Source organism: Phocoenobacter uteri (genome assembly GCF_900454895.1).
Taxonomy (GTDB): domain Bacteria; phylum Pseudomonadota; class Gammaproteobacteria; order Enterobacterales; family Pasteurellaceae; genus Phocoenobacter; species Phocoenobacter uteri.
Genome location: NZ_UGTA01000001.1, coordinates 2,053,863 through 2,074,913 on the forward strand (window position 1 = coordinate 2,053,863; position 21,051 = coordinate 2,074,913).

Genomic DNA, 21,051 nt, shown 5'->3' on the forward strand with positions numbered 1-21,051 from the left:
ATTATTGAAGAGCGTGATTATTTTGTGCTATATTTGGCTTTCAGCGACTAGTTTAATAAGGATGTAAACATGAAAAAAATAATCTTTTTATTGATGGTATCAGCCACATTTATTCTAACAGCTTGTGATAAAAAAGATGCGTGTTTGGATAGTGGTGGACGTTATAATCAAGTAACACAGCAATGTGAGAAATAATAAATTAACATCATTTTCATTTCATCAAAATGAAAATGATGTTTTGTTTTAGATGTAAATCTGTCGATTACACTTCTAAACTTTTTTGGATCAGTTCAACCAGTTGTTGCATTTCTGGTTGCGGTGCTTTTTCTTGATTCATTAACCAACGAAAAAGCTCTGGATCGGTAAATTTTAGCATTTCAACAAAGGTCGTTTGCTGTGCTTCGGATAAATTATCAAAATGATTCTTATAAAATGGCATTATCATTTCGTCTAATTCTCGCATACCTCGACGACATTCCCACTCAATTCTAAAACGATTAAAATTCATTATTTTACCTCTTTTATTCTAAGCTCTTTTGGTACTTCAAAAATGGTGTTTTCTTCACAGCCATCTAATTCTTGGATTGTATCCACGCCCAGTGTTTTTAAATGTGAAACAACGGATTGCACGAGTATTTCAGGGGCTGAGGCACCTGCTGTGATACCGATAGTTTTTACATTTTCAAGCCATTTGGGATCGATATCTTCCGCACCATCGATCAATTTGGCAGATGTTCCCATTCGTGATGCTAATTCAGCTAAACGGTTGGAATTTGATGAATTTTTAGAGCCAACCACTAATACTAATTGCGATTGTTTTGCTAAATCTCGAACCGCTTGTTGGCGGTTGGTTGTCGCATAACAAATATCATTTTTACGAGGCCCTTGAATGGCGGGGTATTTCTGTTTTAGCTCTTCAATCACATCAATGGTGTCATCAATGGATAAGGTCGTTTGCGTCATAAAAGCAAGCTCATCATCTTGATTAAGTGCTAATTTTGCAACATCTTCCACTGATTCAACTAAATAAATGCCACCATTTTGGTTATCATATTGCCCCATCGTACCTTCAACTTCAGGGTGTCCTTCGTGTCCGATTAAAATGGCTTTTGTACCTTTTCGGCTCGCACGAGCCACCTGCATATGCACTTTGGTTACCAGAGGACAGGTTGCATCAAACACTTTTAGATTACGATTTTTTGCTTCGTTGCGTACGGCTTGAGACACGCCGTGTGCTGAGAAAATGACGATCGCATCATCAGGCACATCATCAAGTTCTTCAACAAAAATTGCCCCTTTTTGCTTTAATCCTTCTACCACAAAGCGATTATGCACCACCTCGTGTCGCACATAAATTGGTGCACCGTGAATTTCTAAGGCTAATTCTACAATAGAAATCGCACGATCTACCCCAGCACAGAATCCTCTCGGATTGGCTAATAATATTTTCATTTAATCACTCTTTTTCTTCTTTTTGCCGTCTAAGAAACTTTCTAAGATCAGTAAGCCAGCACCCACAACAATGCCAATATCGGCAATATTAAAAACAGGATAATGATAGATATCCCAATAAAAATCTAAAAAATCAATTACATAGCCGTTATATAAACGATCAACGCCATTTGCTAATGCCCCACCAATAATCAATGCATAAGCACTATTTGAAAGTTTTTGTGAATAACGATTTTTGCTTAATAATACGATTAACACCGTAGAAATAATTACCGCTAAGCTAATAAAAAAGTATTTTTGCCAACCTGAATGATCCGCTAAAAAGCTAAATGCTGCGCCCATATTGCGAACATAAGTTAAGTTAAAAATCGGTAAAATACTGATACTTTCATATAGGGCAAAACTCTTTACCACTAAATATTTGGTAAATAAATCTACCCCAAACACCACGACGCTTAGCCAAAGCCAATAAATCCCTGATTTTTCTGTTATTTTATTCACTAAATTGCCTCTTCATTTTCTTCGCCGGTGCGAATTCGGATCACTCTTTCGATATCAGAGATAAAAATTTTGCCGTCTCCAATTTTGCCGGTTTGTGCTGTTTCAATAATAGCTTCCACGCAGTTATCCACCAAATCATCACTTACCACGATTTCAAGTTTGACTTTGGGCATAAAATCAATCGCATATTCTGCCCCACGATATAATTCCGTATGCCCTTTTTGACGCCCAAAGCCTTTCACTTCGGTAACGGTCATTCCTGTAATACCAATATCTGACAATGATTCACGCACATCATCAAGTTTAAACGGTTTGATTATTGCTTCGATTTTTTTCATTTTTGATATGAATGAGTTGATATGTAGGGGGGATTATAATACATAAGCGGTAAGATTTTGATAAAAATTTACAAATTGTAAAAAGTGATCAAAATCTTACCGCTATATTTTTATCCATTCTCTAAATAAAATCTAATTTAACCGCCCAGTCAAATTCGGTTTCATTTAAGCGATATTTGTCTTTCAAATTTGGTCCGCAGGAATTGGAGCCAATGCCACTCATTTTGTAATCAATATATAAATGATTAAATGGCGATGCTTGCAAATCGTAGTTGTGGGCTTTGTTCGTCAATTCTTCAAGGGAATAAGGCGAGTAGTTAAAGCTAAACGGTTGATTTGCGGTAATCAAAAGATTATCGGTTTTCACATAATGACAACCATAGTGGCTACCATTTTCTTGCGGTTTAAAATAATCCGTGTGATTTTGTGTGGCGGTGGTCACATAGCGTCCGAGCTTGCTTGAATGATGTTTATCAATATAACTTTCACCTTCGCCGTAACCAAAATATTCCACTTTTTCAGCTTGTTTGTTTAAGCTAAATGCGAGTCCAAAACGCGGTAAAAAAGGTAAGTGCGGTTTGCGTTCGGCAAGTACGATAATTTCAATGTTGTTGGCGTGGATATGATATTGTACGTTGAAGGTGATAATTCTTTCTCGTGCGGTGGCGACCATTGCACAGTCCGCAAAAACCACGACTTTATTGTTAAATTGCTCAACTGACATTTGGTAAGCTCGGCTGTCGGCATTGTGATAGCCTGCGTTTTGCCATAGCTCTCGGACAAGGCGATCGTTATCCGTTGGGGCTCGCCATACATTGAAATTGAGCGGTTGTTCGATAATGGCTTTACCTCGATGTTGTAACTGAGCCAAAATCCCTTTATTTTTATCAAATTCACAATAAAGTTTTTCATTTTTTACGATTAACTTTTGCGACGTTTCCTCAATCATAAAATTGCTTGGCTGAGCTTTGTTGAAAATTGGCGTGACCATCACATCATCAAAAAGAGTGATTTGATCGAAGCCTAATTCGTGATCGCAAGCGGTCAATTCTGTGGCATTTTTTGCAAAATAAGTAATGTCTAACAACCACACATTGCCATTGCGTTTTGGTAACACGAAAGGTACAGAAGTGGATTGATGAGGCTCGCAATCCACTTGAATCTCGCCGTGTTTAATCGCATAACCATTTTCTGACAGGCAATATTTAATGGTGATTTCAGAAAGATTGGTAAAGTCAAAATAGTTGGTAAATTCAATTTTGCCGTCTTTTAAACAGGCTCGCACAGGACGATTGACGTTTTTCAGTTCAAGCAGATTGCTGTGTGGCACGCGTGTTGGCGAGACTAATCCGTCCACACAGAAATTGCCATCGTGCATTGTTTCTTTGAAATCGCCACCATAACCTAATTTTTGTGGATCATTGGGTAGCTGGTTAGCGTGATCGCACCATTCCCAAATAAAGCCACCGCAAGCTGTGTCATATTTTTGGAAGGTTTGCCAGTAGTCTTCAAGATCACCGTTGGAATTGCCCATTGCGTGGCTGTATTCACAGATTAAAAATGGTTTGCTTTGTGGTTTTGAGCAATACTCTTCGACCACGTCGGTGTCGCTGTACATTTCACTGTAAAAATCTAAATTTGTGAGATCATTTTTATGCTGTGAATGTTGGTAGATTGAGCTTTCATAATGTACGAGGCGTTCAGGATCACGATCTTTTACCCATTTTGCTGCCTCTTCAAAATTTTCACCATAACCGCTTTCATTCCCAAGCGACCAAACGAGGATCGAGGTGCGGTTTTTATCTCGTTCAATATTGGCAAAAGTACGATCTAAAATGGCTGCTTTAAAGTTTGGATCCCTTGCAAAATAGCAGAAATTATCGATCGTATCTTGCTCAATTTGTTTATCCCAGTTTTCATTTGATACATTTAAGAAAATGCTATTTTCTGGCTGTGGCACAGGCAACATGACAGGTCCGTGACTTTCAATGTCGCTCTCACTGATCACATAAAATCCGTATTTATCACAAAGCTCGGTAAACCAAGGGGCGTTAGGGTAGTGAGCAGTGCGGATCGCATTGATGTTATGTTGTTTCATCAAAGTAAGATCTTTGATCGCTTGTTCATAACTAATGCTATAACCTGTTTTTGGATCGCTGTCGTGGCGGTTAACCCCTTTGAATTTAATCGGTTGGTTGTTGAATAACAGCACGCCATTTTCAACGGCAATTTTTCTAAATCCGATTTTTTGCTCAATCCATTCGTTCGCATAGTGCAATCTTAGGCTGTATAACGCAGGATTTTCTGTATTCCAGAGCTGTACATCAGCAATCTGAAAATTTGCAAATTCTTCTAATAAATAGACCGCTTGCTGTTCGAGAATTAGCTCACCTTGTGGATTGAAAAGCTGTAAATCGATTGGCTGTGAGTGTTCGGAAAAAAGGGTGTCAACTGTTAACGTTGCCGAACGAAGATCCTCTGATAACTGCGTTTTGATAAAAAGATCTTGTAAGTAATTTTGTTCACGCTCTAAGAGGTAAACATCACGGAAGATCCCCGACATTCTGAATTTATCCTGATCTTCTAAATAACTTCCGTCACACCATTTTAGGACTAAAACGGCGATATGGTTTGTGCCGTCTTGTAGCAGGTCACTAATGTCAAATTCACTTGTAGCGTGGCTAACTTGGCTGTATCCGACAACTTTTTGATTGATGTATAAGAAGAAACAGCTATCGACCCCTTCAAAGTTGATCAAATAACGCTTATCCGATTTGAGGTTGAGATCAAATTCACGTTGATATAATCCACAAGGATTTTGCGTTGGTACATAAGGCGGATCAAACGGGAATGGGTAATTGATATTGGTGTATTGATGTTGATCGTAACCGTGATTTTGCCAGTTTGACGGCACAGGAATGTTTGCCTGTGCAGATTGCTGTAAAAAGTTTTCAGGCAAATCTTGATAGCTTTCAAAATAGCTAAATCCCCAGTTACATTGGCTTAATAAGGTGACATAAGCGGATGTATTTCTTTCACTTTTTGCACATTTCTGCTCATTTTCAAAAGGAATAAAATAAGCGTGATGTGGCGTGGTGTTCACGTGTATGATTTCAGGATCTTGAAAATAATTTGTTGGTAACATAATAATAATTCCTTATGGGTTAATTGCTATTATACTTGCTCTGTGGTTAATTTTTTTCCTGTTAATGCAAACAGCGAGAAAATGGTGAACCCAAAGGCAATACAACCGAGAATGAAATAGGTGTCTTGGTAGCCGTGCATATCGTATAATTTACCCACGATTGGTGATTCCACCATACTGACCACTTCTTTGATAAACTGACAAGCCACTAAGTACACGGTTGCTGAAAAATGCACTTCAAACACATTCGAAATATATTTGAATAAGCCCACTAAATAGAAGGGTACTTCAAACATATGTAAGGTTTTTAATACCACGACGTGCCACGCTTCCGTTGCATAAGAAGAGCCTGTGATACGAATACTCATAATTACCCCCGCAATCAATAACGCATTTTTTGCACCGATAAAGCGGTTAATAATTACAGGCACGAAGAACATAATAATGGCGTTTAATGTTTCCCCAAGCGTTGTGACGTAACCAAACATTTCAATCCCTTTTTCTTTTGATTCAAAGAAAGTATTAAAGAAATTACCAAATTGTTGGTCAAAAATATCGTAGGTACAAGCAACACCGACAACATAAGCAATCAATGCCCAGAATTGAGGACGTTTTAACAATGCAAAGGCTTGTTTTAAGCTCACTGGATTTTTATTTTCACCTAATTTATTGATGACCGCAGAGGTTGAATTATTTGACGGTTTCATCATTGCCACCAGCACTAATAATACTACCGCCGCGATAGAGCCTAGCCAGAATACGGAATTTGGATTGGTGCTGTATAAGTTACCCGCCAAAGAGGCACAAATTCCCCAGCCAAACATACCGAACATTCTCGCACGTCCATACTCAAAACGACTTAAACGGCTGATTCGTTCAATATAGGCTTCGGACGCAGGTGCACCACTTTTAAACACAAAGCCCATATAAGCCCCACCTGATAATGCCCCTAAAAAGACATTTACTTTTAAAAGCGGTGCAAAAACATAGATAAAGAACGGTGCATAGAAAAGCAAGGTGAGGGCAAGCACCCATAACATATGTTTTTTAATGCCGAGTTTATCGGTTAAATAACCAAAAATAGGTTGAAAACAGATTGCCGAGAATGACATTAAAGAGAATACTAAGCCGATATCTTCCCCTGATAAGCCGTTAATGTCTCCTAACCAAATTCCCAAGAAAGGGAAACAGGTTGCCATAATGAAGAAGTAAGTGAAGAAATACGCTCCAGATACCCAATAATTTCTGTTTGAAAGATAGTAATAATTGCTATCGTAAGATGATGTAGTTTCTGACATAGAAAACTCCTTATTTGAGAATATTAGTTTAATTTTTGGCTAATTGTTAACGTTATCAATTAAGTTATCAAGCTATGAATATTTAAAAACGTGATCTGTATCACAAATGTTAAGGTTATCATTTTGGTTTTGTGATCTAGATCTCATTTTTAAGGTTAACGTTAACAAAACATTTATACAAAATACTTTTTAGGCGTTAAAATAAGCAAAAAATTAAAAAGGATAATTAAAATGGCATCATTAAAACAAGTCGCAGAATTGGCGGGGGTCTCTTTAATGACGGTATCCAGAGCATTAAATCACCCCGAAAAACTATCAGAAAAAACCTATAATCACGTAAAAAAAGCTATCGATGAGCTGAATTATGTTCCTAATTTTTCAGCGAAGAACATTCGTGGTTCAACGGGAAAAACCATTGGCATTTTATCTTTGGGGACGGCAACCACACCTTTCTCCGTTGAGATTATTCTTGCGATTGAAAAAACAGTAAGACAACACGGCTGGCACTCTTTTGTGATCAATACCTTTGAAGACGATGAGCAAGAGATGGAGCAGGCGGCTGAACGTTTGTTATCTTATCGCCCCGCTGGCATTATTGTGGCAAGAAATGGGTTAAAAGAGGTTAAAATTCCACAGAAATTGCGTAATATTCCTATCGTATTATCAAACTGTGTGACCAATGACATTGATGTTGCCAGCTATATTCCGAATGATTTCCAAGGACAATTTGATTTAACCGAGCTATTGGTTAAAAAAGGCTATAAAAAACCGCTGTGTATGTATATTCCAGAAATGGCAATCGCTGCCAAAGAGCGTAAAAATGGCTTTGAAAAAGCGTGGTTTAATCAAGCAAATCCGCAAACACCTGAACAACATTTTATGATTGGCACGCCTCATACTTATGAAAATGGGGCAAAGCCTCTGGAAAGATTGCTTGCGAGTAATCCTGAAAAACTCGATTTTGATATCATAGTGTGTGGCAATGACCGTATTGCATTTTTGGTTTATCAACTCTTATTGGGCAGAGGGTTCCGTATTCCAGAAGATGTTGCTGTGGTTGGTTACGATAATATGGTCGGCGTCACACACTTATTTCAACCTGCATTAACAACGGTTCAACTTCCCCACTATGAAATGGGAAAACAGGCAGCCCTGCATTTTATCGAAGGAAGAGTAACTAAAGAAGACACCTTGATCGACTGTCCGTTGATTGCGGGAGAGTCTTGTTAAATTTGATTTTAATGGTCATTTTTTGCAAATTTTTCATAAAATATGACCGCTTGTAGTTAATCATAACGGTGTATTTTTAGAAATTAAAAAATCCGATTTATGGGCGTTAACCTATAAATCGGATTTTATTTTCAGAAAGTTGATTACTCACTTACTTTAACTTAATTATAAAATAGCTCTCTATAAAATGCCTAAGAACGACAATAAAATAGAAAGCCCAAAGGTGATTGCAATCAGCATAATAGGGTTAAAACGTTTTTTAGTTAGTAAATAATACATCACCAACACGTAGCCTAATCCTAAAATATTTGGGAAAATTTTATCAAAAAAGTCTGCTTGAACAGAAACGGTTTTTTGAGCATTCACCACGATTTCACTGATCACGTTAATGTGAACATAAGAGGCAATTAAGCCACCGATAACGGTTACCCCTAAAATCGTTGCCCCTTTTGCGATAATGTCGGACTCTTTCTTAATGCGTTCTACAGCATTTATCCCTAAATTGTACCCAAGATGCGTTAAAGGAATGCGTAACAGCCAAATCGCAAGGTAAACCGCAAAGAATAAAATTGGTCCAAGAATGCTACCCGACATTGCCAAAGAGGCACAAACCCCTGCCATAATCGGTAATAAGGTAAACCAGAATATTGCGTCACCAATCCCTGCTAAGGGGGCGAATAAGGCAAGTTTAAGCCCTTTTATTGTGGCTCGTTTTTCTTTTGCCTCTTCTAATGAAACCAGTAATCCCATTAAAAAGCCGACAAGATTTGGGTGGGTGTTGATAAATTCCAAATTGTCATTCATTGCATCAGAAAGATCTTTTTTATCTTTGTGGATTTTTTTCAATAGCGGTAATTGAGAATAGAGAAAACCACAAGATTGCATTCTTTCGTAGTTGAAACTTGCTTGTAAAAATGATGAACGAATGGCAAGTTTGGTAATATCTGATTTTGTGATCACTTTATTAGATTCCATCTTCTTCATCCTCTACTTTTTGGGTTACTTTACTAAGGGTTGATAAAATTTGGCTACGTTCTTTACCAATGTTGTACATTAACATTGCAAGTGCCACACCAACAGCAGCTACTGGCAATAAGTTAGAGAAAGTCAAGAAACTTGCCATTACAAAACCAATAATGAGATAAGGTACATATTCAAGTTTAAGCAATACTTTCAATAACATACCAAAACCAACCGCTGGTAAAATTCCCCCTGTTACTTCAAAACCGTGAGTTAGCCACGCAGGTAAGCCATTTACTAAGGCTTTCATCGGTTCTTGTGCAATATAAGCACATAAGAAAACGATAATTGCATACAAGCAACCAATGATTGCTGTTGTGGTAATGTTGATTTTTGCAATACTTTGTACATCGGCATTTTCAGCGGCTTCATCAGCTTTAACCATAAAGACGGTGAAAGCGGAGTAGCAGAATAGAATGATATATTGCATTAAAAAGCTAAATGGTAAGGCTAAAGCCATTGCGGCTTGTGGGGTTGAACTTGTGGTATAGGCGAGAACCGTTCCCATTACCCCTGCTAAAATCGGATTTGGCGGTTGCACGCCCCCTGCGGGTGTTAAACCTGCGAAAGCAAGCTCTGTTAAACCACCGACCATTAAACCTGTTTGTAAATCGCCAAGAATTGCCCCTGTTAAGGTTGCCACGATAATCGGTCTAAAAATAAAAAGTGCCTCAAACCAAAAATCGATCCCAACAATGAGAGCCAATATGGCAATCCCAATCCCTTGTAATAAAGTAATTTCCATAATTTTCTCCTTTGCTAAATGAGTTAAAATTATTTAATAAATTCCTTATTGTCTCCGGGTACATCCTGTATATATAGCTTAACGCCATAATCTCGGATTTTGTGTAGATAGTCTAAGTCGTTTTCATCCACATAGACTTTTTTGCTTAGTTGCGTTTTACCTTTTGAAAAGTGCATATTACCAATATTGATTTCTTCAATCGGTACACCACCTTCAACCAGTTTCCAAGCAACTTCTGGATTTGGTACAACAATAAAAATTTTCTGTCGGTCTGAGGCTTTATGAATGACATCAATCATTTTTTGAACACTGAAAAAGCGTACACCTGCACCAGAGGTTTGTAGCACACTAGACATAAGCGTTTGTTGAAGGGGATCTTCTGCAACGTTATCATCAACCACCACAACTAAATTAGCTTGTAGCGTCATCACCCAAGTCATTCCAACTTGTCCGTGAATCAGACGATTATCTATGCGAGTGAGTAAGATCGGCATAGTCTTCTCCTATTTAATAATCAAAGAATAAATAAAAAGATTGACTTATTTTAGATCGGAATTTTTTAATGGCAATTACTAATTACTAATTACTAATTACTAGACCTAGATCACACTTTTTATCGCAAAAAGCAACTATTTTTAACAATCTTTAGTTATTTTTTGTTGTGTTTTTGCAAATTTTTAATAAAAAATGACCGCTTATAATCTAAATTATAAACGGCACATAAATGTAATGATAAATTTTTTGTTGTAATAAATTACTTAAACTTCGCCGTACCAGACACTTGGCTCACGATCGTTTCTTTCCCTGCTTCAAGAGGGATTTTAATTTCTTCTTGAAGTGGGGCTTTTGTCGCACCGTAGGTCATTTGAGCCATATAAGGTCGATAATAGCTGCGATCATTAAAGTTACCTAATTTTACATCATCCAAAATATATTCTTTGGCATTTAAGGCAAGCTTGATCACTTCTGCTTTATGTTGCAATTTTTGGATCATTTCAGTAGTCAGCTCATCTTCTAACATTGCCCATTTTTCAGGGGATACAGTGAAATAAACGGAATTTAAGGCAATATTTTCACCCAATGATGCGAGCAATTTTTCCATTGATTTAAAGTCTTTGCTTTTAAATTCAATATTGCCCTGTGCTTCCCAGCCTTTCACTTTCTCTTTTTCATAATGCGGATAGTTTTGAATGCCTGTTGCTTCTACTTCGATAGTTGGATATTGCTTGGCTAATTCCAGCACCTTATTCAAATTTTTAGACACAAACTCTCTCAACTCCGTTAAGGATTCGCCTGTTTTACGGCTATATACAGAAGCGAGCATTAAGTCTTTATCAATTGTTCGGCGTACTTCGGTAGCAAAGTGAAAGGTTGATTTATAATCATCATTATTCGTGATGGTTTCTTGTGCGAATGTGCTAACTGCGGTTGCCATAAGCGGTAAGATAAGTAAGTATTTTTGTAATTTCATTGTTTTTCCTTGAAAAGTGGATACTTAGGTTGGATTAGTTATTGTTCATTAAGTTCAATCACGATGGCGTGATGAGGATCGCAAGGGTCAATAATCCAGCGAATGTTACATCCAGCAAGCAACATTCCGTAAATGCGATCCGTCAATTTATTTTGTTGATAAGCTGGGCGAGGATCTTGGGCGATCACATCTTGAATAAAAGCGAGTGGATCAGCAATCTGATATTTTGCAAATTTAGAACATAATTTGACCGCTTGTTGAACCTCATCCGTAAAGGTTACTGCTAACTTTTGAGAGGGTTTTTGCTGAGCAAAACCAGATTTTGCTTCAATTTCACAATCAGCGTAAGCAAGGTAGGGTTTGATATCTAAAATAGGTGTGCCATCAACTAAATCGACACTGCCCAGATGAAGTAATACTTCGCCATTTTTATACTCTATTCTTTCTAATTCTACTTTTGATAAACCAATCGGATTTGGACGATGTGTGGCACGGCTAGCAAAAACCCCAATGCGTTCATTTCCACCTAAGCGTGGTGGGCGAACAGTAGTTTGAGCTTTGCGAGAAGGAATATGATGAAATTGAAATAAGAGCCACAAATGACTAAATTGCTCTAAGCCTCGTACTGAGTCAGGGGTGTTGTAAGGGGGCAATAAGCGTAAAATTCCTTTACCTTGTGACACTAAATTGGGCTGGCGTGGAACGGAAAATTTTTCGCCATAGGGCGTTGAAATCGTGCCGATAGGGTAAAAAGTTACGGATTGAGTGTCCATTTGCAAATTTCCTGTAAAAAATCAAAACATTGTCGGGTATTTTATACTAAAATGCACCAATGATAAGAAAAGTAACCGATAAATAAAATTTAATATGAATAAATCAACTATTGCCATTTGGCTGAAAACCGCTCGCCCAAAAACCTTACCTCTCGCTCTTGCGTCTATTTTAGTGGGATCAGCCTTAGCCTATGGAAATGGCTCATTCAACGGAATAACAACGCTGTTGGCTTTTCTTACCACGATTTTATTGCAAATTTTATCAAATTTTGCGAATGATTATGGCGATCACGTTAAAGGTTCAGATACCCAAGAGCGTATTGGCCCTTTAAGAGCGATTCAGCAAGGCGAAATCAGTGCAGAGCAGTTAAAAAAAGCCATTTATGTGTTGATTGGTTTGTCCTTGTTAAGTGGATTAAGCTTAATTTTTTATGCTTATCAATCGTGGCAAGATTTAATTGCATTTAGCTTGCTAGGTGTGCTTGCTATTGTGTGTGCAATCACTTACACCGTTGGTAAAAAACCTTATGGTTATATTGGATTGGGCGATATTTCCGTATTGATATTCTTTGGGTTTTTGGCCGTTTTAGGCACATTTTATCTACAAGCTCACACCTTGCCACTTATAATTTTCTTGCCTGCTTGTAGCTGTGGATTATTATCTGTGGCGGTATTAAATATCAATAACTTACGAGATATCAATCAAGATAAATTAGTGGGAAAAAATACCTTAATTGTGCGTATTGGTTCACAGAATGGACGAATTTATCACTTAATATTATTAAGCTTAGCGGTCATTTTTTATCTACTTTTTGCAATTTTTACTCATCAATCTTGGCAGGGATTTTTATTTCTGATTACCACGCCATTACTGATTAAACACGCAATAAAAATTTATTATCACCAAGATCCGAGTGAACTACGCCCGTTACTTGGGCAAATGGCTGGATTAGCATTGATAACTAATTTAGTGTTTAGCTTGGGGATAATTATGTAGTATGTAGAAAAAGTTCGTAGGGGCATATTGCATACGCCTAAATGCGTAATCTAGATTATACAGTCAATAATAAATTCAGAATAAAAAAATGCTCGCCTAAGCGAGCATTTTTGCGTATTAGATAAAATCTAAATTACATAGATACTTGTTTAGTACCTTGAACTTGGATTTCAACACGACGATCTGGTGCTAAACAAGCGATAACAGCTTTACGGCCTTTAACTTTATCACAAGTTTTACCAGTTACAGGGTTAGCTTCACCATAACCTGCTGCTGAAAGCACGTCACGGTTCATACCTTTAGAAAGTAAGTAGTTTGCAACTGTTTCAGCACGACGTTGTGATAAACGTACGTTTGATTTTTCAGAACCGATACGGTCTGTGTAACCATTTACTTGAACAGATGTTACGTTACCTAAAGCATCAATTTCAGTTTTTGCTGAATCTAACGCTTGTGCTGCAGCTGGTTTTAAGTCTGCTTTAGCGAATGCGAATAATACATCAGAGCTGAATGTGAAGTTTTTAGTGATAATTTGTGGTGCAGTCTCTTGACCGAAACGGTAAGAAACACCTAAGTTTACAGAACCGATATCTGGACGGAAGTCTTCACGTTTACCGTTAGCATCTTCGTAACGACCAACGTTGTTTACCCATTTGTACTCTAAACGAGCAGCTAATTGTGGTAATGATGGTAAGTTGTACTCAACACCCGCAGCAAATACTGGAGACACATGTAAAGAATGTTGTTCTCTTTCCCAAGTATTTCTTTGAGTATTTGATTTGTCATTTTTATAGTCAGAACGTACTAATGCAGCACCAACGCGACCATAAAGGTCTAAACCTTCAACAACTTTAACGCTACCTTTAACGCTTAAAGTAGTACCGTGGTTAGTCATTTTAGCAGTAGTTTCACCGTCTTTTTTATTTTGGCTATCACGTAATTTTAAAGTACCAAAATCATCGTAAGCTAATTCAGCAGCTAAACCTGTTGTACCGTTGTTAAGGATTTGATAACCACCAAATACACCGTAAGTTACAGAGTTTTTGTAAACACCTGTTTTTTCCGCTGGGTCAGTGATATCTTTAATACCATCGTGGAATGATGCCCAACCTGCGTTTGCACCAACGTAAAATGTGTTTTCTTGTGAAGCTGCTTGAGCAACACCTGCTAATGCTAAGCTAGAAACAGCTAAAGCAATTACTGATTTTTTCATATTGTTTTCCTCTCAAAAAACGTTTTAATTATATTTGAATCACTCTGTATTTCCATATAGAAAGTGAGATGATTCATTTTACTTTTATCTTACTTTAAGTATGTCGTAAGTGAAAAGGTAGCCTTCATTATATAATAAAAAAAATAAAAATGAAATAAATTAGATTTTGTGTATGATTTTTTTCCACAATGATCCTTATAATCTTGTTTTTTTCATATACAACAACGGTCTGTTTTTTATAAAAAGTGAGAATAAATTAACCATTATTTAAGAAGATCTTCTAATTTCTGCTTCATTTTACAAATCTGCTCACTATAAATCTGTTTATTTTCGGCATCATCGATAAGATGCTCAATTGTTTGTGAAAGAGTCATACCGAGCTGTTTGGATTTTTTTGAAAGACGTAACCAACTAGAATATTCAAGGTCAATGGATTTTTTTCTTGTGTTTTGCTGTTCGGCATTGAAGAATCGTTTTCGCTTCGCTCGCACAGATTGACGCATTTTTTTGCGTTGTTGCGATGTCATTTCTGTTTTGATCCACGCCTCAATTTCTTGAGGGGAATTTTGTAATGTTGCTAAGAGCTGTACTTTTAATTCAATAAGGCTCTGTTCTTTATATTTCGTTATTGCTTCGCCAGATTGATGTTTTTTTAGAAGATATTGCCATTTCCAGTTAGCTTCTTGGATTTCTAATCTTTGATATCTCATTTATCGATCCTTTTTAGAATTTATACACAAGTATAGCGAAAATCACGTTATAATAAATCAAATTTCTATAATGAGGCAAATTTGTGAAAATTAACCCACTTTCTTCAGAGCAACTCTCTTATGCTCATCATTTTTCATTAACGAATGAAAAAGTAAACTTTTTAGACTTTCAAGGGAATTTGAAACGTACCTTTGCACTTTTTCAACAGCAAAATAGCAATGCGTTGTTAATTTTGAAAACGGATGTTCTTCCTGAAATTACCGATGAAATCGCAAGGTATTTTACACAAAAAGATCAAAAGCTAAAACTGTGTAATGAATTAAACTGTAATCAATTATTTGGTTATGCTCATTATGTCGGTTCAGAGCAAAAATTGGAAATTATTGAAGGGATTCTTTCGCAAATCAATGATGGTATTTTGGTGTTAAATACCCATTCATTGTTAAAAGAACCAAAATTATGGGATAAATTGAAGCAGGCACTTTTATTTGGCTATTATCATTTGGAATCCGATAAACAGATTCCCCTTGATAACTTATCTCGCAAGGTAAATTTTAAATTGATTTTAGCGGGTTCTCGCCGAGATATTGCGGTTTTAGCGAATTATGATGAGAGCTTAGAGCAGTTTGCTCTTTATACTGAGGTACAAACGACACTTTCACTGAATGAGACATCGCTCAATCAATGGGGAAATTATATTCAATCGCTTTCTCAATCTCTTGTAAATAAAACGTTTACAAATACGGGGTTAGAGCAGCTTTTGAAAAATTATATTCGTGAGAGCGAAAATCAGCAGGTAATTTCTCTTTATCCAACTAAAATTAAAAAAGATATTTTAGGAATTGCTCAGTTTTATCAAGATCAGACTCAAATTGAAAATGTAACAGATTATTTTGAATTTTTAGAAAAACAAGCGTCGATTCTAAATGATTACACCCAATTAGAAATTCTAAATGATCAGGTTTACATTGAAACAGAAAAAGAGCGAATTGGGCAAATCAATGGTTTATCCGTTGTGGAATTTGAAGGTGTACCTTATTCTTTTGGCGAACCTTTGCGTATTAGCTGTAACACTCGTTTGGGCGATGGTGAAATTATTGATATTGAGCATAAAGTTGATTTAGGGGGCAATATCCACGCTAAAGGGATAATGATCGCAGAGTCTTGTCTTTCTAATTTATTAGAATTACCAACTCAATTACCTTTTTCGGCTTCACTTGTGTTTGAGCAATCTTACGGTGATATTGATGGCGATAGTTCTTCGTTAGCGATATTTTGTGTGCTAGTGAGTAGCTTAGCAAAATTGCCTTTGCCACAATCTATTGCTGTTACAGGTGCAATTGATCAGTTCGGACGTGTATTAAGTGTTGGCGGTGTGAATCAAAAAATAGAAGGCTTTTTTGCGTTATGTGAAAAACGTGGTTTAACGGGTCAGCAAGGTGCTATTATTCCTAAGAGCTGTATTTCTCATTTAAGCCTAAGAGAAGAGGTCATTGAAGCTATTGAGCAAGGACAATTTTCTATTTGGGCAGTCTCGGATATTTATGAGAGCGTAGAATTATTATTCAACAAACCTTTTTATGATGATGAAAATCCAGAAGAAAGCATTTTCTCAATTATCAAAGAGAATTTAGATGAAGAGTCGGAAACAAGCGGTTCAATTTTTACAAGAATTTACAAAAAAGTAGTAAAAAAGTAACAAAATAATAGACTGTCATTTTTTATTTTTTCATAGAAAATAATATTTATCAAAATTTGCCAGAAATTTGATCTAGTTAAAGGTTTCTAGCAAATTGTGTGATCCTATTTGAGATTATTCCATATAGAATAGCGACAATTTTTTACTGATCACATAGAGGTATTTTTTATGCTTTATTTTGAATTTTTACTCTTACTCGGTTTCCTTTATGCGGGTAGTCGTTACGGTGGAGTGGGGCTTGCCGTTGTTTCTGGTATTGGTTTGATGGTAGAAGTTTTCATTTTACGAATGCCACCTACTTCTCCACCTATCAACGTAATGTTAATTATTTTAGCGGTAGTAACCTGTGCTTCTATTCTTGAAGCGGCGGGTGGCTTAAAATATATGTTACAAATTGCAGAACGTATTTTACGTCGCAATCCAAAACGTGTGACGCTTCTTGGTCCATTAGTCACCTATACAATGACCATTATGCTTGGAACTGGTCATGCAGTTTATTCTATTATGCCGATTATTGGCGATGTCGCATTAAAAAATGGCATCCGTCCTGAGCGTCCAATGGCCGCCTCATCTGTGGCTTCTCAGCTTGCGATCACAGGTAGCCCGATTGCTGCTGCAGTGGTTTACTATCTAGGGCAAATTACAGCATTAGACGGATTTGCTCACGTTACATTGTTAAATATCGTTGGTGTAACGATCCCAGCGACCCTTTCTGGAACCATTGCTCTTTCACTTTATAGTTTACGTCGTGGTAAAGAGTTACAAGACGATCCTGAATATCAACGTCGTTTACAAGATCCAATTTGGAAAGAGCGTATTGCTAACACTACAAGCACCACATTAAATGAACAATTACCGCCAGCGGCACGTAATTCAGTGCTTATTTTCTTACTTGCATTGGTATTCATCGTCGTTGTCGCACTTATGCCAGAGATTAGAACGATCGGTGATGCGAAAAAAGCAATTGGAATGGGAACGATTATTCAGATGGTAATGTTAGCCTTTGGGGGAATTATTTTATTGGCAACCAAAACAGATGTGCAAAAAGTACCAAATGGCGTGGTGTTTAAATCAGGTATGGTGGCAACCTTAGCGATTTTTGGTATCGCTTGGATGAGTGATACTTATTTCAGCTATGCAATGCCATCATTTAAAGCGGGAATTATAGGTATGGTTGAGGAGTATCCTTGGGCATTTGCCTTTGCATTATTTGCGGTTTCAGTGGTGATCAATAGCCAAGCAGCAACAGCTCGTATGCTTTTACCTGTTGGGCTTGCGATTGGCTTACCTGCACCATTATTAGTGGGACTAATGCCAGCAACTTATGGTTATTTCTTTATTCCAAACTATCCTTCTGACATTGCAACAGTAAACTTTGACGTTTCTGGAACAACTAAAATTGGTAAATATTACTTCAACCACAGCTTTATGGTTCCAGGACTAATTGGGGTCGTGGTTGCTTGTTTTGTCGGGGTGAGTTTGAGCCAAATTTTAATCTAATGAAACAAGTTGATTGAAACTTTTAATTAGTAGATAATACCCCACTAATTTTTATTTTAGTGGGGTTTTTTATGAGTGATATCAATGTTCCTCTGATCTTTACCGATGCTGCTGCAAATAAAGTAAAGAGCTTAATTGAGGGGGAAGAGAATCCAAACCTTCGCTTGCGAGTTTATATTACAGGTGGAGGTTGTAGTGGCTTCCAATATGGTTTTACCTTTGATGAATCAGTAAATGATGGCGATTTAACTATTGAAAATCAAGAAGTTGGTTTGGTTGTTGATCCAATGAGTTTACAATATTTAATTGGTGGAACAGTGGACTATATTGAAGGTTTAGAGGGTTCACGTTTTGTGGTCAATAATCCAAACGCAACTTCAACTTGTGGTTGTGGATCATCATTTAGTGTTTGATCATATCAAACAATCGTATGAATTTATGGAATAATTGCTAAATTTTGAACGCTTGATAATTAAAAAGTTAAATATAAGGACTGATTTCTGAATTCAACAGAAATCAGTCTTTTTTTGTTATGTTTAGTTAGAAAAGTATTTTCTTGAAGCGGTGTGATTTTATATGATTTTTACAAATTTTCTTTTTGCCTTAATTTCTTGATTATTGGCAGATTTTATTTTTTCCTTTTCCTTATTGAAGATTGGTATCTTATTTTCCTAAATATTTATCTAAAATTCCTTGTTCAATTTTACATTTTATGGTCAAAATATAACTGGTAATACCAGTAACTAATTGTTTATAAAGAATATTATAATTGCGTCCTTGTTCATTTCAAATAACATACAAAAATGCAAAAAATACATAAACAGACGTTTTTATCATCACTACTATTATTAACACTAAATCAATCTTTTGCGGGGACGGCTATCGTACAAAACTTTAAAGCTCCTTTTGGGGAAGGAGTACCTTCAAAAGATGGAATCAATGTTATTTCACAAGGTAAAGTTGGTTTCGATAATCTCAAAGATGAGGTGACGGGCTTGTTAGATGGTATAGCTACCCAACAAAGAAATAATATAATGCAATTAGCTCAAATTAAGAGAGAGGTTGAATATCTATCTGAACACGGTTCGACTAATACTGGAAGTGGTGTTGCTAATTCTAAGGTAAATCAAAAATTAGTTAATAAAGATTATGAGTACCTTGATGATACTGTTTTTAAAGAGCAGGCCAATAATCCAAACATCGCATTTTATAATCCTAATGGGCATTTTGATAGATATGAGAAACCATCAAATTTAGATTTTGTTTCACAGGTATTAAATGATCAAGATTTTCTTGTTTTTGCGGATGGTCGAGATGTTAAATATATTGGTACAACAGATCCAACGCGTAAAGATGATCTATTTTTAACGAAAGAGGATATCGCTTTTTTAAGAAAGCAATTAGATGGGACTCGTTTTGTTGAGACTATCAATACGAAATTAGCTGAAGCTTTGCAACAATATGGAAAGGTCTCTTATGATAGTGAGGCTGGAAAAGTTACTTTAAGTGAAGATGAAAAAATAACGCTGAGTGATATCACGAAAGTAGAAAATGGAAAAGAAAAAATAGATTATTTACAAGGTATTACATTAGCACAAATTGTTATGGCTAAATATTATATGAGATCGGAAAATAGAGCCAGTGTTTCAAAAGAAATAATGGACAGTTTTCAGATAGCAAAAAAATCTGAGGAAATGGTGAATACTTCTCCTTCAGCTACCAAACCAATACCGCCTAAAGATAACGTTGCTCCTTCAAAAGACGATGTTTCTATGCCTTCAAAAGATTATATTCCGCCATCAAATGGTAGTGTTGTATCTACTAATGATAAATACGATTTGAAACCAATGCCAAAAAGCCGTACTGATCACAATGATTCAGATTTGATGAATAGGGAAGATGTACCGGCGATCAACGGTAATGAGGTAATGAATAAACTGTACTATACCTATTCTCGTTATATACGAAGAAAGAATCAGGATGATCTCAATAAATTGAAAGCAAATTCTAAGGAAAGTGCTGCCTATTTGTCTGCGGATGAGCAATATAGTAAGAAATCACGGGAAATATTTTTAGATAAATATTATAAGGATCAATTTAGAGAGTTTGGCGAGCAAGATTATGATAGTTATATGACCGATGAAGAAAAAATACGTTGGTTTGAAATGATTCAAACAGAATTGTTAGATTCAAAAATTAAAGAAAATAGTGCAAATATTGAGACCAATAAATCTCAAGTAAAAGAAGTTTTATCAGTGAACCAAGAGAATAAATCTAACATTGAAAAGAATGCTATTGGTATTAAAAATAATGCATTAAGTATGACTAAGCATTCGCAGAAAATGGAGAACGTTGAACAGCAAATTAAAAATAATAAATCTGAAATTAGTCGTAATACGTCTAAGATTAAGAATAATGCACTTACTATTGCTAACAATTCACAAGACATTGATAAAGTTAAGCAACAGGTTACAAATAGTAATGCCAGAATCAGTCGTAATACCTCTGATATTAAGAGTAATGCATTAAAAATTGTTAAAAATACACAAGATGTTGATGTAGTTAAACGACAAGTTCAGCATAATAAGTCTGAAATTATAAGTAATACATCTAACATTAAGCATAATATTACTAATATTCAACGTAATATGGTAAATATTGCTCAGAATTCTCAAAGAATTCAAACGATTGAAAAGCAGATTGGGAAATTAGAGAATAAACAACGAGCTAGTGCCGCCTCTTCGGTTGCAACAGCGGGTTTATTACAGGCAAATCAAGCGGGTCAATCAGGTATTACTGCTGCGGTTGGGCAATATCAAAATCAAACGGCGTTAGCGATAGGATATTCAGCTCTTTCTACTGACAGTAAAATAGGCGTTAAAGCTTCTGTAAATACAAATACCGCGAAGGAATTTAGTGGTGCAGTGAGCGTGGGGTATTTTTGGTAAAACTAACGAC

General features: G+C 36.4%; 20 protein-coding genes. 7 read left to right on the plus strand and 13 right to left on the minus strand.

What is annotated here, in order from left to right:
• Window positions 1-69: 69 nt before the first annotated feature.
• Window positions 70-195, plus strand: coding sequence for a hypothetical protein (locus DYE60_RS10390; protein ID WP_279525355.1), 126 nt, complete (start codon window positions 70-72; stop codon window positions 193-195).
• 67 nt (window positions 196-262) lie between these two features.
• On the opposite strand, the gene DYE60_RS09430 is transcribed toward DYE60_RS10390, so the two are convergent.
• The 6 genes from DYE60_RS09430 to DYE60_RS09455 all read right to left on the minus strand — a co-directional run bounded on the left by DYE60_RS09430 (window position 263) and on the right by DYE60_RS09455 (window position 6,734).
• The gene (locus tag DYE60_RS09430) at window positions 263-511 is read right to left on the minus strand and encodes an FAD assembly factor SdhE (protein WP_115316333.1); all 249 of its coding nucleotides are present in this window, start codon (window positions 509-511) and stop codon (window positions 263-265) included.
• The gene (ispH, locus tag DYE60_RS09435) at window positions 508-1,452 is read right to left on the minus strand and encodes a 4-hydroxy-3-methylbut-2-enyl diphosphate reductase (protein WP_115316334.1); all 945 of its coding nucleotides are present in this window, start codon (window positions 1,450-1,452) and stop codon (window positions 508-510) included. Before ispH ends, DYE60_RS09430 begins: the two co-directional genes overlap by 4 nt.
• Complete coding sequence (gene lspA / locus DYE60_RS09440; RefSeq protein WP_115316460.1) at window positions 1,453-1,944, minus strand: signal peptidase II; 492 nt, start codon at window positions 1,942-1,944, stop codon at window positions 1,453-1,455.
• Between the two features lie 8 nt (window positions 1,945-1,952).
• Window positions 1,953-2,291: a nitrogen regulatory protein P-II gene (gene glnB, locus DYE60_RS09445; protein WP_115316335.1), complete on the minus strand. Its 339-nt coding sequence runs from the start codon at window positions 2,289-2,291 to the stop codon at window positions 1,953-1,955.
• Window positions 2,292-2,412: 121 nt separating this feature from the next.
• The gene (locus DYE60_RS09450) at window positions 2,413-5,436 is read right to left on the minus strand and encodes a glycoside hydrolase family 2 TIM barrel-domain containing protein (protein WP_115316336.1); all 3,024 of its coding nucleotides are present in this window, start codon (window positions 5,434-5,436) and stop codon (window positions 2,413-2,415) included.
• 29 nt (window positions 5,437-5,465) lie between these two features.
• Window positions 5,466-6,734, minus strand: a complete 1,269-nt coding sequence (locus DYE60_RS09455; protein ID WP_115316337.1) for an MFS transporter — start codon at window positions 6,732-6,734, stop codon at window positions 5,466-5,468.
• A 231-nt stretch (window positions 6,735-6,965) separates the two neighbouring features.
• On the opposite strand from DYE60_RS09455, the gene DYE60_RS09460 reads away from it, so the two are divergent.
• Entirely contained in the window at window positions 6,966-7,964 is a 999-nt protein-coding gene (locus DYE60_RS09460) for a LacI family DNA-binding transcriptional regulator (protein WP_115316338.1), read from the plus strand.
• A 180-nt stretch (window positions 7,965-8,144) separates the two neighbouring features.
• Here the strand turns inward: DYE60_RS09460 and agaD are convergent, their stop codons facing one another.
• From agaD to tsaA, 5 genes are all read right to left on the minus strand, one after another.
• On the minus strand, window positions 8,145-8,939 hold the full coding sequence (gene agaD, locus DYE60_RS09465; RefSeq protein ID WP_115316339.1) for a PTS galactosamine transporter subunit IID: 795 nt from the start codon (window positions 8,937-8,939) through the stop codon (window positions 8,145-8,147).
• Window positions 8,929-9,729, minus strand: a complete 801-nt coding sequence (gene agaC, locus DYE60_RS09470; RefSeq protein WP_218563627.1) for a PTS galactosamine transporter subunit IIC — start codon at window positions 9,727-9,729, stop codon at window positions 8,929-8,931. The genes agaD and agaC overlap by 11 nt, the downstream gene beginning before the upstream one ends.
• Before the next feature lie 29 nt (window positions 9,730-9,758).
• Window positions 9,759-10,223 carry a PTS galactosamine transporter subunit IIB gene (agaB, locus tag DYE60_RS09475; RefSeq protein WP_115316341.1) on the minus strand — a complete coding sequence of 155 codons (465 nt, stop codon included), beginning with the start codon at window positions 10,221-10,223 and terminating at the stop codon, window positions 9,759-9,761.
• Between the two features lie 260 nt (window positions 10,224-10,483).
• A complete protein-coding gene (locus DYE60_RS09480) occupies window positions 10,484-11,200 on the minus strand; it encodes an SIMPL domain-containing protein (RefSeq protein ID WP_115316342.1) in 717 nt (238 codons plus the stop codon).
• 38 nt (window positions 11,201-11,238) lie between these two features.
• Window positions 11,239-11,973, minus strand: coding sequence for a tRNA (N6-threonylcarbamoyladenosine(37)-N6)-methyltransferase TrmO (gene tsaA, locus DYE60_RS09485; RefSeq protein ID WP_115316343.1), 735 nt, complete (start codon window positions 11,971-11,973; stop codon window positions 11,239-11,241).
• Window positions 11,974-12,067: 94 nt separating this feature from the next.
• Here tsaA and DYE60_RS09490 point away from each other — a divergent pair, with 94 nt between their 5' ends.
• Window positions 12,068-12,970, plus strand: a complete 903-nt coding sequence (locus DYE60_RS09490) for a 1,4-dihydroxy-2-naphthoate polyprenyltransferase (protein ID WP_115316344.1) — start codon at window positions 12,068-12,070, stop codon at window positions 12,968-12,970.
• Between the two features lie 133 nt (window positions 12,971-13,103).
• Here the strand turns inward: DYE60_RS09490 and ompA are convergent, their stop codons facing one another.
• Together ompA and matP are read right to left on the minus strand one after the other, a co-directional pair.
• Complete coding sequence (gene ompA / locus DYE60_RS09495; RefSeq protein WP_115316345.1) at window positions 13,104-14,183, minus strand: porin OmpA; 1,080 nt, start codon at window positions 14,181-14,183, stop codon at window positions 13,104-13,106.
• A 263-nt stretch (window positions 14,184-14,446) separates the two neighbouring features.
• Window positions 14,447-14,893 (minus strand): macrodomain Ter protein MatP, encoded by a 447-nt coding sequence (gene matP / locus DYE60_RS09500; RefSeq protein WP_115316346.1) that lies wholly within the window; start codon window positions 14,891-14,893, stop codon window positions 14,447-14,449.
• 83 nt (window positions 14,894-14,976) lie between these two features.
• On the opposite strand from matP, the gene DYE60_RS09505 reads away from it, so the two are divergent.
• The 4 genes from DYE60_RS09505 (at window position 14,977) to DYE60_RS09520 (ending at window position 21,041) form a co-directional block, all read left to right on the plus strand.
• The gene (locus tag DYE60_RS09505; RefSeq protein WP_115316347.1) at window positions 14,977-16,593 is read left to right on the plus strand and encodes an AAA family ATPase; all 1,617 of its coding nucleotides are present in this window, start codon (window positions 14,977-14,979) and stop codon (window positions 16,591-16,593) included.
• Window positions 16,594-16,761: 168 nt separating this feature from the next.
• Entirely contained in the window at window positions 16,762-18,093 is a 1,332-nt protein-coding gene (locus DYE60_RS09510) for an anaerobic C4-dicarboxylate transporter (protein WP_115316348.1), read from the plus strand.
• Between the two features lie 71 nt (window positions 18,094-18,164).
• Entirely contained in the window at window positions 18,165-18,506 is a 342-nt protein-coding gene (erpA, locus tag DYE60_RS09515) for an iron-sulfur cluster insertion protein ErpA (protein ID WP_115316349.1), read from the plus strand.
• Window positions 18,507-18,896: 390 nt separating this feature from the next.
• On the plus strand, window positions 18,897-21,041 hold the full coding sequence (locus DYE60_RS09520; protein ID WP_115316350.1) for a YadA-like family protein: 2,145 nt from the start codon (window positions 18,897-18,899) through the stop codon (window positions 21,039-21,041).
• Window positions 21,042-21,051: the final 10 nt, after the last annotated feature.

Excerpts from the sequence above, each read along its gene's own strand:
- DYE60_RS09490 (WP_115316344.1), top strand. The coding sequence starts at position 12,068 with ATGAATAAATCAACTATTGCCATTTGGCTGAAAACCGCTCGCCCAAAA.
- agaD (WP_115316339.1), bottom strand. The coding sequence starts at position 8,939 with ATGGAATCTAATAAAGTGATCACAAAATCAGATATTACCAAACTTGCC.
- DYE60_RS09480 (WP_115316342.1), bottom strand. The coding sequence starts at position 11,200 with ATGAAATTACAAAAATACTTACTTATCTTACCGCTTATGGCAACCGCA.
- agaB (WP_115316341.1), bottom strand. The coding sequence starts at position 10,223 with ATGCCGATCTTACTCACTCGCATAGATAATCGTCTGATTCACGGACAA.
- DYE60_RS09510 (WP_115316348.1), top strand. The coding sequence starts at position 16,762 with ATGCTTTATTTTGAATTTTTACTCTTACTCGGTTTCCTTTATGCGGGT.
- DYE60_RS09455 (WP_115316337.1), bottom strand. The coding sequence starts at position 6,734 with ATGTCAGAAACTACATCATCTTACGATAGCAATTATTACTATCTTTCA.
- DYE60_RS10390 (WP_279525355.1), top strand. The coding sequence starts at position 70 with ATGAAAAAAATAATCTTTTTATTGATGGTATCAGCCACATTTATTCTA.
- DYE60_RS09520 (WP_115316350.1), top strand. The coding sequence starts at position 18,897 with ATGCAAAAAATACATAAACAGACGTTTTTATCATCACTACTATTATTA.
- erpA (WP_115316349.1), top strand. The coding sequence starts at position 18,165 with ATGAGTGATATCAATGTTCCTCTGATCTTTACCGATGCTGCTGCAAAT.
- DYE60_RS09450 (WP_115316336.1), bottom strand. The coding sequence starts at position 5,436 with ATGTTACCAACAAATTATTTTCAAGATCCTGAAATCATACACGTGAAC.
- agaC (WP_218563627.1), bottom strand. The coding sequence starts at position 9,729 with ATGGAAATTACTTTATTACAAGGGATTGGGATTGCCATATTGGCTCTC.
- DYE60_RS09460 (WP_115316338.1), top strand. The coding sequence starts at position 6,966 with ATGGCATCATTAAAACAAGTCGCAGAATTGGCGGGGGTCTCTTTAATG.
- tsaA (WP_115316343.1), bottom strand. The coding sequence starts at position 11,973 with ATGGACACTCAATCCGTAACTTTTTACCCTATCGGCACGATTTCAACG.
- matP (WP_115316346.1), bottom strand. The coding sequence starts at position 14,893 with ATGAGATATCAAAGATTAGAAATCCAAGAAGCTAACTGGAAATGGCAA.
- ompA (WP_115316345.1), bottom strand. The coding sequence starts at position 14,183 with ATGAAAAAATCAGTAATTGCTTTAGCTGTTTCTAGCTTAGCATTAGCA.
- glnB (WP_115316335.1), bottom strand. The coding sequence starts at position 2,291 with ATGAAAAAAATCGAAGCAATAATCAAACCGTTTAAACTTGATGATGTG.
- ispH (WP_115316334.1), bottom strand. The coding sequence starts at position 1,452 with ATGAAAATATTATTAGCCAATCCGAGAGGATTCTGTGCTGGGGTAGAT.